Below are 15,288 nucleotides of genomic sequence, written 5' to 3' on the forward strand. Positions count from 1 at the left end.
CTTCCAATGATTGTAGTGTTAAATTTTTTAAAAAATGGCTAAAGAAATTAGTAAGGTAGTTAAACTACAAGTTAAGGGAGGTGCTGCGAACCCGTCGCCACCGGTTGGACCTGCTTTAGGAGCTGCTGGGGTAAACATCATGGAATTCTGTAAGCAATTTAATGCTAGAACTCAAGATAAACCCGGCAAAATATGCCCAGTACAAATTACTGTGTATAAAGACAAATCATTTGATTTTGTTGTAAAAACTCCTCCAGCGGCAGTCCAGTTATTGGAAGCTGCAAAGCTAAAGTCAGGATCTGGTGAACCAAATCGTAAAAAAGTAGCTAGCGTTACTTGGGATGTTATCAAAGCAATTGCTGAAGATAAAATGGTAGATTTAAATGCATTCACAATCGAATCTGCTATGAGCATGATTGCTGGAACAGCTAGATCTATGGGTATAACTGTATCAGGAGATTCTCCTTTTTAATTAAGAGAAAGACATGGCAAAATTGACAAAAAAGCAAAAAGAGGCTGCTTCAAAAATTGAAAAGAACAAATTATACTCTTTAAAAGATGCAGCTGCATTGATAAAAGTTATTGCTTCTGCAAAATTTGATGAGTCTGTTGATATCGCAGTTCGATTGGGTGTAGATCCAAGAAAAGCGAATCAAATGGTAAGAGGTGTGGTAACATTACCTCATGGAACTGGTAAAGATGTTAAAGTATTAGCATTGGTTACTCCGGATAAAGAAGCGGAAGCTTTGGCAGCTGGTGCAGACTATGTAGGTCTTGACGATTACCTTCAAAAAATTAAAGACGGTTGGACAGATGTTGATGTTATCATCACTATGCCTGCTGTTATGGGTAAATTAGGTCCATTAGGTCGTATTTTAGGACCTAGAGGTTTAATGCCAAACCCTAAAACAGGTACTGTAACTATGGATGTTGCAAAAGCTGTTCAAGAAGTTAAAGCTGGTAAAATCGATTTCAAAGTTGATAAAACTGGTATCGTACATGCAGGAATTGGTAAAGTTTCTTTTGGAGCTGAGCAAATTTATGACAATGCACACGAAATTATTCAAACATTAATCAAACTTAAGCCAACTGCTGCTAAAGGTACCTACATTAAAGGTATTCACCTTACAAGCACTATGAGTCCTGCAATTGCATTGGATCCAAAAGCAGTATAATTGGTAGTTAATAATTTTTAGTATGACTAGAGAAGAAAAATCAATCGCGATTGAAGATTTAACTGCACAGTTAGCTGGTACAAATATCATTTACATATCTGATATTTCAGGACTTAATGCAGAGACTACTTCAAGCTTGAGAAGAGCTTGTTTTAAAGCAGGTATAAAATTAGAGGTTGTAAAAAACACTTTGCTTGCAAAAGCAATGGAAGCTTCTGATAATGATTATGGTGACTTACCTTCTGTATTGACAGGTAATAGTGCTATATTTATTTCAGATGTTGCAAATGCACCTGGAAAAATAATTAAAGATTTTAGAAAAAAATCAGCTAAACCTGTATTAAAGGGAGCTTATATTAACTCTGAAATTTATATTGGAGATGATCAATTAGATGCATTAGCAACTATTAAATCTAAAGAAGAGCTTATCGGCGAAATCATTGGATTACTTCAATCACCAGCTCAAAGAGTTATTTCTGCTCTTCAAAACCAATTCGCAAAAAGCGAAGAGGCTACAGAAGAAGTAGAAGCATAATAAAACCGACTTTATAGTCTAAGTTTTATTTTAAAAAGCGCACAATAAATAAATTATATTTTTACAAATCATTTTAAAACGATAGAAAAAATGGCAGATTTGAAACAATTCGCAGAACAATTAGTTAACCTAACGGTAAAAGAAGTTAACGAATTAGCAACAATATTAAAAGATGAGTACGGAATCGAACCAGCTGCTGCAGCTGTAGTAGTTTCAGGTGGTGGAGAAGCTGCTGCTGAAGAAGTACAAACAGAATTCACAGTTGTATTGAAAGAAGCTGGTGCTTCTAAATTAGCTGTTGTGAAATTAGTAAAAGAACTTACAGGTTTAGGTTTGAAAGAAGCTAAAGATGTAGTTGATAGCGCACCAAGTAATGTAAAAGAAGGTGTTTCTAAAGAAGAGGCTGAAGGTCTTAAAAAATCTTTAGAAGAAGCTGGAGCTGTTGTTGAGCTTAAATAGTTAAACTCAGTTTAAAGAATAAGGTTTAGGTCTTGGGTTTAGTCACCCAATGACCTAAACCATTTTTCGTATAACAAAAGTCTAGCTTGTATTCTTACAATTTATACTTTTTAATACAATAATTTTGCCCATTACGAGAAAATAAATCAATAGATAATAAGAAAGTAGTTATCTTAAATTGATTTTTTAAAGATGTAATGGTTGTAAAATTTAAATGTAAATAAATTATTATTTACACCAAAAATTACTTTTTTAATCAAAATTTTGTCCATTGATGATAACAAATCAGACTGAAAGATTGAATTTTGCCTCAACAAAAAATATTCCTGATTATCCAGATTTTCTTGATGTTCAGGTTAAATCGTTCAAAGATTTTTTTCAATTAGAAACTAAATCTGACGAAAGAGGCGACGAAGGGCTTTACAATACCTTCATGGAAAACTTCCCAATTACTGATACAAGAAATAACTTTGTATTAGAATTCCTTGATTATTTTGTAGATCCACCACGTTATACAATTCAAGAATGTATAGAAAGAGGTCTTACCTATAGTGTGCCTTTAAAAGCTAGGTTAAAACTATATTGTACAGATCCAGAACATGAAGATTTTGAAACTATTGTTCAAGATGTTTATCTTGGTACAATACCTTATATGACACCAAGTGGTACCTTTGTTATTAATGGTGCTGAGCGTGTAGTTGTTTCTCAATTACACAGATCTCCAGGTGTTTTCTTTGGTCAATCATTCCATGCAAATGGAACAAAATTATATTCTGCGAGAGTAATTCCTTTTAAAGGTTCTTGGATAGAATTTTCTACAGATATTAATAGCGTAATGTATGCTTATATCGACAGAAAGAAAAAATTACCAGTTACCACTCTTTTTAGAGCAATTGGTTTTGAAAGAGATAAAGATATTCTAGAAATTTTTGACCTTGCTGAAGAAATTAAGGTTTCTAAAACAGGTTTAAAAAAATATATCGGTAGAAAATTAGCTGCCCGTGTATTGAATACATGGCATGAAGATTTCGTAGATGAAGACACTGGTGAAGTAGTTTCTATCGAACGTAACGAAATAATCCTTGATAGAGATACAATTATCGACAAAGATAATGTAGAAGAAATCATTGATTCTAACGTTAAATCTATTTTGTTACATAAAGAAGATGCTAATCAAGGTGATTATGCCATCATTCATAATACATTGCAAAAAGATCCAACAAACTCTGAAAAAGAGGCTGTTGAACATATCTACAGACAATTACGTAACGCTGAACCGCCTGATGAAGAAACGGCTCGTGGTATTATAGATAAATTATTCTTTTCTGACCAACGTTACAACTTAGGTGAAGTAGGTCGTTATAGAATAAATAAAAAATTAGGTTTAGATACTCCAATGGAAAAGCAAGTCTTGACCAAAGAAGATATCATAACTATTGTGAAATATTTGATTGAATTGATCAACTCTAAAGCAGAGATTGATGATATTGATCACTTATCAAACCGTCGTGTAAGAACAGTTGGAGAACAATTGTCTCAACAATTCGGTGTTGGTTTAGCACGTATGGCTAGAACTATTCGTGAGAGAATGAACGTTAGAGATAACGAGGTGTTTACACCAATAGATTTGATTAATGCTAAAACATTATCATCTGTTATCAACTCTTTCTTTGGAACAAACCAGTTGTCTCAGTTTATGGATCAAACGAATCCACTTGCCGAGATTACGCACAAAAGAAGATTATCTGCACTAGGACCAGGTGGACTTTCGAGAGAAAGAGCAGGTTTTGAGGTACGTGACGTTCACTATACGCATTACGGACGTTTATGTCCAATTGAAACTCCTGAGGGACCAAACATTGGTTTGATTTCATCTCTTGGTGTTTATGCTAAAGTAAACGGAATGGGTTTCATCGAAACACCTTACCGTAAAGTAACTAATGGAACTGTAGATTTAGTGTCTACTCCAGTGTACTTAAGCGCAGAAGAAGAAGAAGGAATGATGATTGCTCAGGCAAATATTCAAATGGATGCTACTGGAAAAATTACTGCCGAAGACGTAATTGCACGTCAAGAAGGTGATTTCCCGGTAATTGAACCAACAAAAGTTGATTATACGGATGTTGCTCCAAATCAAATTGCTTCTATCTCGGCTTCTTTGATTCCTTTCTTGGAACATGATGATGCGAATAGAGCCTTGATGGGATCTAACATGATGCGTCAGGCGGTACCATTAATTCGTCCTGAAGCTCCAATTGTTGGAACTGGTTTAGAGCGTCAAGTAGCTTCTGATTCTAGAGTATTGATTAATGCTGAAGGAGATGGAGTTATAGAATATGTAGATGCAAATATCATCACTATCAAATACGACCGTTCTGAGGAAGAAAGAATGGTGAGTTTTGAGCCAGATGAAAAAACATACAATCTAATTAAATTTAGAAAAACCAATCAAGGTACAAGTATCAACCTTAAACCTATCGTAAGAAAAGGGGACAGAGTGATTCCTGGACAAGTATTATCAGAAGGATATGCGACTCAAAATGGTGAATTAGCTTTAGGTAGAAACCTTAAAGTTGCATTTATGCCATGGAAAGGATATAACTTCGAGGATGCGATTGTAATTTCTGAAAAAGTAGTTCGTGACGATATTTTCACCTCTATTCACGTTGATGATTATTCATTAGAAGTTAGAGATACTAAATTAGGTAACGAAGAATTAACGAACGATATACCGAACGTTTCTGAAGAAGCTACTAAAGATTTAGATGAAAATGGTATGATTAGAATAGGAGCTGAAGTTAAACCTGGCGACATTCTTATCGGAAAAATTACTCCAAAAGGGGAATCAGATCCTACTCCGGAAGAGAAATTGCTTCGTGCAATCTTCGGGGACAAAGCAGGTGATGTAAAAGATGCTTCATTAAAAGCGTCTCCATCTTTACATGGTGTTGTTTTAGACAAAAAATTGTTTGCAAGAGCAGTAAAAGATAAACGTAAGCGTACTCAAGATAAAGATGCTTTAGGAGCACTTGAAATGGAGTTTGAAGTTAAATTTGTTGAATTAAAAGACAAATTAGTTGAAAAACTTTTCTTGATCGTAAACGGAAAAACATCTCAAGGTGTAATGAATGATTTGGGTGAGGAAGTTTTACCAAAAGGTAAAAAATACACTCAAAAAATGCTTTATGCTGTTGAAGATTTTGCTCACTTAAGTAAAGGTCAATGGGTTGCTGATGATGCAACTAATAAAATGGTTAATGATTTAATTCATAACTATAAAATTAAATTGAACGATTTACAAGGTGCATTACGTAGAGAGAAATTCACTATTACTGTTGGAGATGAATTGCCAGCAGGAATCTTGAAACTAGCTAAAGTATATATTGCCAAAAAACGTAAACTGAAAGTTGGGGATAAAATGGCTGGACGTCACGGTAACAAAGGTATTGTTGCTCGTATCGTTCGTCATGAAGATATGCCTTTCCTTGAAGACGGAACGCCAGTTGATATCGTGTTGAACCCACTTGGGGTACCTTCACGTATGAACATTGGTCAAATTTATGAAACTGTTCTTGGTTGGGCTGGTATGAACTTGGGTAGAAAATTTGCTACACCAATTTTTGACGGAGCAACTCTTGATCAAATCAATGAATTGACTGATGAAGCTGGAATACCACGTTTTGGACATACACATTTATATGATGGTGGTACAGGAGAGCGTTTCCATCAAGCGGCAACAGTAGGAGTTATCTACATGTTGAAACTTGGACACATGGTTGACGATAAAATGCACGCACGTTCTATAGGTCCATACTCGTTGATTACACAACAACCACTTGGAGGTAAAGCTCAATTTGGAGGTCAACGTTTTGGAGAGATGGAAGTTTGGGCACTTGAAGCTTATGGAGCATCAAGTACTCTTAGAGAAATCTTGACTGTGAAGTCTGATGATGTTATCGGTAGAGCAAAAACTTACGAAGCAATCGTAAAAGGTGAATCTATGCCAGAACCAGGATTACCTGAATCATTCAATGTATTGATGCATGAATTGAAAGGTCTTGGATTAGACATTCGTTTAGAAGAATAAAAAAAGTTTAGTAATCAGTCCCGATTTTTTCGGGGCTGATTACTCATTTATATAAGTTTTTAGGATTTATACCCGTAACCCGTTCCGATTTTTTATTTAAACCCAAAGGTTCAATAAATAGCACTTCAAAAATTTGTTGAAGTTTAGAGAAGTAATCCGAGGTAATGTTACAGTCATAAAGTCAAATGTCTTAAAGTTTTAAAGTCTAGTGTGACTTTCGACTTTCGACTTTCAAACTTTCGACTTAAACAAGAATCAATTTTTTAATTGCAAATAAATCAATAGTAAAAACTATGATGAATAATAGAAATAATAATAGTAAAGATAAAAACCCTGTAAAAAGGTTTAATAAAATCTCAATAGGACTTGCTTCTCCTGAATCTATCTTGAAAGAATCAAGAGGTGAAGTATTAAAGCCGGAAACTATCAACTACAGAACGCACAAACCAGAGCGTGATGGTCTTTTCTGTGAACGTATTTTCGGACCAGTAAAAGATTTTGAATGTGCTTGTGGTAAGTATAAAAGAATACGTTACAAAGGAATCATCTGTGACCGTTGTGGTGTTGAAGTAACTGAGAAAAAAGTACGTAGAGACAGAGTAGGTCACATCAATCTTGTTGTGCCAATTGCTCATATCTGGTATTTCCGTTCTCTTCCAAACAAAATTGGTTATATCCTTGGTCTTCCATCTAAGAAATTAGATATGATTATTTACTACGAAAGATACGTAGTTATCCAAGCTGGTATTGCTAAAAATGCAGATGGTGAATCATTACAAAGATTAGACTTTTTGACAGAAGAAGAATATTTAAATATTTTAGATACACTTCCTGCTGACAATCAGTATCTTGATGATTTTGATCCTAATAAATTTGTTGCCAAAATGGGAGCAGAGTGTATTATGGATTTATTGGCAAGAATTGATCTTGATGCATTGTCTTACCAATTAAGACACAATGCTAACAATGAAACGTCTAAGCAACGTAAAACGGAAGCGTTAAAAAGATTACAAGTTGTTGAATCTTTCCGTGAGTCTAACTTGAACCGTGAGAATCGTCCAGAATGGATGATTATGAAAGTGGTACCAGTTATTCCACCAGAATTACGTCCGCTTGTGCCACTTGATGGAGGTCGTTTTGCAACTTCAGATTTAAATGATTTATACCGTCGTGTAATTATACGTAACAACCGTTTGAAAAGATTAATGGAGATTAAAGCTCCAGAAGTTATCTTAAGAAACGAAAAACGTATGTTGCAAGAATCTGTAGATTCACTTTTCGATAATACTCGTAAAGCTTCTGCAGTAAAAACAGAATCAAACAGACCATTAAAATCATTATCTGATTCCCTTAAAGGTAAACAAGGACGTTTCCGTCAAAATTTACTTGGAAAACGTGTGGATTATTCTGCTCGTTCGGTAATTGTTGTTGGACCTGAATTGAAATTATCTGAATGTGGTATCCCAAAAGATATGGCAGCAGAATTATACAAACCTTTCGTTATCCGTAAATTGATAGAAAGAGGAATTGTAAAAACTGTAAAATCAGCTAAGAAAATAATAGATAAGAAAGAGCCTGTAGTTTGGGATATCCTTGAAAATGTAATCAAAGGTCACCCAATATTACTGAATCGTGCTCCTACTTTGCACAGATTAGGTATTCAAGCATTCCAACCAAAATTAATTGAAGGAAAAGCAATCCAATTGCACCCTTTAGTTTGTACTGCATTTAATGCGGATTTTGATGGGGATCAAATGGCAGTTCACTTACCGTTAGGACCAGAAGCTATTTTGGAAGCTCAACTTTTAATGTTGGGTTCTCACAATATCCTGAATCCTGCAAATGGAGCTCCTATCACGGTACCTTCTCAGGATATGGTTTTGGGTCTATACTATATGACCAAAGAACGTTTATCTACTCCAGAGCTTAAAATTTTAGGAGAAGGAATCACTTTTTATTCTGCTGAAGAAGTAAATATTGCTTTGAATGAAGGAAGATTAGAATTGAATGCTAGAGTAAAAATTAGAGCAAAAGATTTTAATGAAGCTGGTGAATTAGTATACCAAATTATACAAACAACTGCGGGTCGTGTATTATTTAATGAAGTAGTACCGGAAGCAGCTGGATATATCAATGATGTATTGACTAAGAAAAACCTTAGAGATATTATCGGTCACGTTTTGAGTTCTACTGATGTACCTACAACTGCGGCTTTCTTGGATAACATGAAAGACATGGGGTACAAATTTGCCTTCAAAGGTGGTTTGTCATTCTCTCTTGGGGATATTAGAATTCCAGATCAGAAACCTAAATTAATTGCCGACGCAAGAGAGCAAGTAGGAGGTATTTCTGCAAATTATAACATGGGTCTTATTACCAATAACGAACGTTACAACCAAGTTATTGATGTTTGGACTTCAGCAAATGCTCAATTGACAGAGTTAGCAATGAAAAACATTAGAGAAGACCAACAAGGTTTCAACTCGGTGTACATGATGCTTGATTCTGGGGCAAGGGGTTCCAAAGAACAAATTCGTCAGTTAACCGGTATGCGTGGTTTGATGGCTAAGCCTAAAAAATCGACTGCTGGTGGTGGTGAGATTATTGAAAACCCGATTCTTTCTAACTTTAAAGAAGGTCTTTCTATCCTTGAGTACTTTATCTCTACTCACGGTGCGCGTAAAGGTCTTGCGGATACGGCATTGAAAACTGCCGATGCAGGATATTTAACAAGAAGATTGCATGATGTATCTCAAGATGTTATTGTTAACATCGAAGATTGTGGGACATTAAGAGGTGTTGAAGTATCAGCATTGAAGAAAAATGAGGAAATTGTTGAATCATTAGGAGAAAGAATTTTAGGACGTGTTGTTTTACAAGACGTAATTAATCCTTTAAACAATGAAGTTTTAGTTCAATCTGGACAACAAATCACAGAAGTTATAATGAAAGCAATTGACGCTTCTCCAATCGAGAAAGTGGAAGTGCGTTCACCATTAACTTGTGAAGCGTTAAAAGGTATTTGTGCAAAATGTTACGGTAGAAATTTAGCTACTGGTAAAATGACACAAAGAGGAGAAGCAGTTGGTGTTATTGCAGCACAATCTATTGGAGAACCTGGTACACAGTTAACATTGCGTACATTCCACGTTGGTGGGGTTGCGGGTGGTATTTCTGAAGAATCAAGCATCATTACCAAATTTAATGGTAAACTTGAAATCGAAGATTTAAAAACTGTTAAAGGAGAAGATAGCGAAGGTAATGCAGTTGATATTGTTGTATCTCGTTCTACTGAATTGAAATTAATCGATGAAAGAACAGGTATCTTATTAAGTACAAATAATATTCCTTACGGTTCAAGTATTTTCGTTAAAGACGGTCAATCTGTTGCTAAAGGAGATGTGATTTGTAAATGGGATCCATATAATGGGGTTATCGTTTCTGAATTTACCGGTAAAATTGCTTACGAAGATTTAGAGCAAGGTCAATCATTCATGGTTGAAATTGATGAGCAAACTGGTTTCCAAGAAAAAGTAATTTCTGAATCTAGAGCTAAAAAATTAATTCCAACTTTATTGGTTTACGGTAAAGAAGGGGAACTAATCCGTTCTTATAACTTACCAGTTGGAGCCCACTTGATGGTTGAAAATGGTGAGAAAATTAAAGCAGGTAAAGTATTGGTAAAAATCCCACGTCGTTCTTCTAAATCAGGAGATATTACAGGAGGTTTACCTAGAATTACAGAGTTGTTAGAAGCTCGTAATCCTTCAAACCCAGCTGTTGTTTCTGAAATCGATGGTGTTGTTTCTTTTGGAAAAATCAAAAGAGGTAACCGTGAGATTGTTATCGAATCTAAATTTGGTGACGTTAGAAAATACTTGGTTAAATTATCAAGCCAAATTCTAGTTCAAGAAAATGACTTCGTAAGAGCAGGGGTGCCTTTATCTGATGGTGCAATTACTCCGGATGATATTTTAAGAATACAAGGACCAGCTGCTGTTCAACAGTATTTGGTAAATGAAATTCAAGAAGTATACCGTTTACAAGGGGTAAAAATCAACGACAAACACTTTGAAGTAGTGATACGTCAAATGATGCGTAAAGTAAGAGTTCAGGATCCAGGTGATACTTTATTCTTAGAAGATCAATTAATTCACACTAAAGATTTTATCGTTCAAAATGATAAATTATATGGTATGAAAGTAGTTGAAGATGCTGGAGATTCTAGTGCATTAAAAGAAGGTCAAATTATTACGCCTCGTGAGTTACGTGATGAAAACTCTTTATTGAAACGTACAGATAAAAATCTTGTTGTAGCTCGTGATGTTGTTACTGCAACAGCAACACCAGTTTTACAAGGTATTACAAGAGCATCGCTTCAAACTAAATCGTTTATTTCTGCTGCATCTTTCCAAGAAACTACTAAAGTATTGAATGAAGCTGCTGTTGCAGGTAAAATTGATTACTTAGAAGGATTGAAAGAAAATGTAATTGTTGGACATAGAATCCCTGCCGGAACAGGTATGAGAGAATATGACAATACAATTGTAGGTTCAAAAGAAGATTATAACGACATGATGGCTAACAAAGAAGAATATATTTATTAAAATATGAGTAATTCTAATCAACAACAAGAGCAAATTAATATTGAGCTAGATGAAAAAATTGCTGAAGGAATTTATTCCAACTTGGCAATAATAAATCACTCTTCATCAGAGTTTGTTTTAGATTTTGTAAGCATCATGCCTGGTATTCCTAAAGCTAAGGTGAAATCAAGAATTGTCTTGACACCACAACATGCTAAAAGATTGTTGAAAGCAATAGGAGAAAATATTCACCGTTTTGAAGTCGCTCATGGCGAAATAAAAGACACTGAACAAGCACCAATACCGCTTAACTTCGGTCCGGCAGGACAAGCATAAATTATAAAGAAAAAAAAGGCTCCAGAAATGGGGCCTTTTTTTGTTTATATATTAGTCACTTAATTAGTAACTATACGTTTTGATTTAAATATGTATTTCAGAACAATTTCAATATTCTCCAGCAATCGTTCTTGAAATTTTGTATTTCTGAAAAAAAATCTAACAATACTTTTTATTTGATAAATTGATATTAAGAAACTATTAAATTCAGGGTCTTGATAACAAGTTTGTGTTTTAAACGATTATTAAGGTGCTTCATCGAAAATATTTTTTGCTCGTAAATAAATGATATACTTTCGTTCTCGAGATAGGGAATTAAATCCTATCCATCATAAAAAAACGAATTGTTATGAAATATTTTTCTTTAAAAGCGGACACTAAAGGGATTTCTAATCTCTTGATAATGTTTGTTTTTGTATTAATGTCAAACGTATCTGTATTTGGTCAATCTGCTCAAAAGCTAGTTGATGGTAATACTGTTGAAGTTAACAGTAATTCAAAAAAAGAAAGTGTTTCAGCAGTTTCATCTTCAAATAGTATGAATTTCGTACTATGGTTTATGGGGACAAAACAAGATCCAAACGGTACAATCTCTAAAGAAAGTACAAATACAAAAATACAGGTTATAACATCTGGTTCTGCTCCAAACCGTTTGTTGATCAAAGCTTTTTTAAAGAAAGCCGTAGATTCTGACAGTATGATTTCTTAAGTGGAGGTTTATTTTAAAAGGTATATAAAAAAAACGCTAATTTTTAATTAGCGTTTTTTTTTGTAATTATTTTAAAAAATATTTTATTCAAATTCTGAAGTAAAGTATAATTTTACATTCGGATATTTATTCTGTGTCATCTGGATTGTAAAATCAGAATCGGCTAGAAATACTAATTGTCCGTACTTATCATGTGCTAAGAACTTTTGTTTGATTCTTCTAAATTCTTTAAATTCATCGCTTTTTGGATCGTTAGGTTTTACCCAACAAGCTTTGTGAACAGGGAAATTTTCATAGGTACATTTTGCGCCATATTCATGTTCCAAACGATACTGAATCACCTCATATTGAAGTGCACCAACCGTACCAATTATTTTTCTGTTGTTCATTTCCAGTGTAAATAACTGCGCAACACCTTCGTCCATCAACTGATCAATTCCTTTGTCCAATTGTTTGGCTTTCATTGGATCAGCATTATTAATATATCTAAAGTGTTCCGGTGAGAAACTTGGAATTCCCTTGAAGCTCATGATTTCCCCTTCGGTCAACGTATCTCCAATTTTGAAATTTCCGGTGTCATGTAAACCAACAATATCACCAGGATAGGATATGTCTACAATTTCTTTTTTTTCTGCAAAAAAAGCATTCGGACTCGAGAATTTTAAATTTTTCTTCTGGCGAACGTGATAATACGGTTTATTTCTTTCGAAAGTTCCAGAAACAATTTTTATAAAGGCCAGACGGTCTCGGTGTTTTGGATCCATATTGGCGTGGATTTTAAAAACAAATCCAGTCATTTTTTCTTCTTTTGGATCTACCAATCGTGTCTCAGAATCTTTTGGCCTCGGTGATGGAGCAATCTGAACAAAACAGTCCAATAATTCTCTTACACCAAAATTATTCAATGCCGAACCAAAAAATACAGGTTGTAGTTTTCCGTCTAAATAATCCTGACGATCAAATTTTGGATACACTTCGTCAATCAGCTCTAGTTCTTCTCGAAGTTTATCAGCAGGTTTCTGCCCGATGATTTTCTCTAATTCTGGATTTTGAACATCAGAGAAAGCTATAGTTTCTTCAATGTTTTTACGGCTGTCTCCACTAAATAAGTTGATGTTTTGTTCCCATAGATTATAAATACCTTGAAAATCATAACCCATTCCTATTGGAAAACTTAATGGCGTAACGGTTAAACCCAGTTTTTGTTCCACTTCATCCATCAAGTCAAAAGCATCTTTCCCTTCACGGTCTAATTTGTTGATGAATACGATTATTGGAATTTTTCGCATTCTACAAACAGCTACTAATTTTTCCGTTTGTTCCTCAACACCTTTGGCAACGTCAATTACAACAATAACGCTGTCAACAGCAGTTAATGTTCTAAAAGTGTCCTCTGCAAAATCCTTGTGTCCGGGAGTATCGAGAATATTTATTTTTTTGTCTTTATAATTGAATGCTAAAACCGAAGTAGAAACCGAAATTCCTCTTTGGCGTTCAATTTCCATAAAGTCACTGGTAGCACCTTTTTTAATTTTATTATTCTTTACGGCACCTGCTTCTTGAATTGCACCACCAAAAAGGAGGAGTTTCTCAGTAAGTGTTGTTTTTCCGGCATCAGGATGTGAGATAATCCCGAAAGTTCTTCTGCGTTGTATTTCTTCTAAAAAGCCCATATTTGTATAAATAGTTTGCAAAAGTACTATTTATAAATGCCAATTAAAAAAATTGTATACTCTAAATGGAGTAGGTGAGTTTTGAAGTTGCAATTCATGTGATTTTAAATCAATATTAGTGTTGTGAAGATTTACTAACTGATAAAAAAAGGCTGCCTTTTCAGACAGCCTTGATGGTATTTATGTGTTACATATTGATTGACCAAACAGAATATCCATTTGGCGGACACTGAATTTTAACCCATTTATCGCCTTGGGTTGTTGGAAACCAAGTTGAATTTCCTGTGAAATCTTTGATTTGTGCATTAGCCCAATTCGTTTGAATCCATCTTTCTTGCCAAGTTGATGAGTTGTTAATGTAAACCACTAAACCTGGATTTCCATTATAACCATTTCTTCGAGCGATATATTCATCAGTATCGGTGTATAAAATAGAAGTTGTTCCCGTTCCTTTATTGTTGTGTATCCAAATAAGATTATCCATTTTCGCTTTATTCAACCATTCTTCATAATCTCTGTAAAAAATAGTTGGATATCCTTCGTGAGTCAAAATATAAGCATACGCTAACTCTTTTTTCCAAATTTCATCGGTGTCATGATTAGAAACGAAAGTAACTGCTTTGTAAGGATTTCTCTTCCACATCATGTCATCATTCAAAAGATTTAAATTGTTTCCGTCGAATGCATCGTTCATTTTATAATAACAGGCAAAGTCAAAAACAGAACTATTGGCATTATTTGCCCAATCATTCAGTATGTTTACGTTAGAATCCCATAACTCACCAACGGAGAATCCACCCACGTTTGCATTCCAATCTTTTATGACCCAAGGTGCAAAACCTTTAACGTAATCAAATCTCCATCCGTCAAATTTCATCGTATTTTTGTAATATTTACCAACTCCGTCTGCTCTTTTCCAAAGCCAGTCTTGAACATTTGGTACCACGTGAGCTAAGTCAGGAAAACCTCCAAAAGCACCTTCATCATTATTTCCGTATGCATTTTTATAAAAATCAGCACTGGTTCTAGGGAATTTGCCAGAAGCGACACCGGTAAAATTAGTATAGGTTTGCGTTCCAGTAAAAGGATTGTTTTCTAATTGCCCGCCGCTATTGTGATTTAAAACCATATCAGCATATACTTGCATGTTTTCGGCGTGCACTTTTGTTATCAGACTTTCTAGTTCTGTACGGGAACCGAATCTTGTTTCTACAGTTCCATTTTGATTGTAATTACCAAAATCAAAATAATCTGTAGGATCATATCCCATTGAAAAAGCACCATTTTGTGCTTTGGATACGGGAGGAAGCCAGATAGAACCAATCCCGGCATTTGACCAAGCCGTTATTTTGGCGTTAACAGTATTCCACCAGTTGCCGCCGGCAGGAACGTCCCAATAGAATGCTTGCATCATAACACCACCGCCAGGATTTGCAACATATCTTCCGGTTGTGGAATTAGCAGATTTTCCGGTGCTGAATGGTTGTCCGTCGTGATGCGTAACATTGATTACTTTGAATTGTGAAGCTGCAGCAGCAGAATCAGTTGTCAGATCGTCATTCGAATTACACGAATACATACCAACTAATAAGGCTGATAATAGATACGCTTTGAAATTTAGTTTTTTCATAAAAGGAATAAATTTGGTTAAATAATAGATTTTGGAGTATTAATTGAAAATAGTATACAATATGAATTTTAGATTTTTTTTAAGGTTAGGAATTAAAA

Annotated in this window: 10 protein-coding genes; 8 read left to right on the forward strand and 2 right to left on the reverse strand. The window is 34.7% G+C overall.

Annotated elements, in window-relative coordinates; genetic code table 11:
* The first annotated feature begins 34 nt into the window (after positions 1-34).
* From rplK to Q1W72_RS12395, 8 genes are all read left to right on the forward strand, one after another.
* On the forward strand, positions 35-472 hold the full coding sequence (gene rplK / locus Q1W72_RS12360) for a 50S ribosomal protein L11 (RefSeq protein WP_035639405.1): 438 nt from the start codon (positions 35-37) through the stop codon (positions 470-472).
* Between the two features lie 13 nt (positions 473-485).
* Entirely contained in the window at positions 486-1,175 is a 690-nt protein-coding gene (gene rplA, locus Q1W72_RS12365) for a 50S ribosomal protein L1 (protein WP_039111376.1), read from the forward strand.
* 22 nt (positions 1,176-1,197) lie between these two features.
* A complete protein-coding gene (gene rplJ / locus Q1W72_RS12370) occupies positions 1,198-1,710 on the forward strand; it encodes a 50S ribosomal protein L10 (RefSeq protein ID WP_099714545.1) in 513 nt (170 codons plus the stop codon).
* A gap of 90 nt (positions 1,711-1,800) precedes the next feature.
* Complete coding sequence (rplL, locus tag Q1W72_RS12375; protein ID WP_035670434.1) at positions 1,801-2,169, forward strand: 50S ribosomal protein L7/L12; 369 nt, start codon at positions 1,801-1,803, stop codon at positions 2,167-2,169.
* Between the two features lie 274 nt (positions 2,170-2,443).
* A complete protein-coding gene (gene rpoB / locus Q1W72_RS12380) occupies positions 2,444-6,256 on the forward strand; it encodes a DNA-directed RNA polymerase subunit beta (RefSeq protein ID WP_099714546.1) in 3,813 nt (1,270 codons plus the stop codon).
* 293 nt (positions 6,257-6,549) lie between these two features.
* Complete coding sequence (gene rpoC, locus Q1W72_RS12385; RefSeq protein ID WP_099714547.1) at positions 6,550-10,863, forward strand: DNA-directed RNA polymerase subunit beta'; 4,314 nt, start codon at positions 6,550-6,552, stop codon at positions 10,861-10,863.
* 3 nt (positions 10,864-10,866) lie between these two features.
* On the forward strand, positions 10,867-11,178 hold the full coding sequence (locus Q1W72_RS12390; RefSeq protein ID WP_073354716.1) for a DUF3467 domain-containing protein: 312 nt from the start codon (positions 10,867-10,869) through the stop codon (positions 11,176-11,178).
* A 349-nt stretch (positions 11,179-11,527) separates the two neighbouring features.
* Positions 11,528-11,887 (forward strand): hypothetical protein, encoded by a 360-nt coding sequence (locus tag Q1W72_RS12395; protein WP_099714548.1) that lies wholly within the window; start codon positions 11,528-11,530, stop codon positions 11,885-11,887.
* Between the two features lie 83 nt (positions 11,888-11,970).
* Here Q1W72_RS12395 and Q1W72_RS12400 read toward each other — a convergent pair whose 3' ends face one another.
* On the reverse strand, positions 11,971-13,560 hold the full coding sequence (locus Q1W72_RS12400; RefSeq protein WP_099714549.1) for a peptide chain release factor 3: 1,590 nt from the start codon (positions 13,558-13,560) through the stop codon (positions 11,971-11,973).
* Positions 13,561-13,747: 187 nt separating this feature from the next.
* Positions 13,748-15,190: an alpha-amylase gene (locus Q1W72_RS12405; protein ID WP_099714550.1), complete on the reverse strand. Its 1,443-nt coding sequence runs from the start codon at positions 15,188-15,190 to the stop codon at positions 13,748-13,750.
* Between the last annotated feature and the right edge of the window lie 98 nt (positions 15,191-15,288).

The sequence above is a fragment of the Flavobacterium sp. ZE23DGlu08 genome, assembly GCF_030505335.1.
GTDB classification, from domain to species: domain Bacteria; phylum Bacteroidota; class Bacteroidia; order Flavobacteriales; family Flavobacteriaceae; genus Flavobacterium; species Flavobacterium algoritolerans.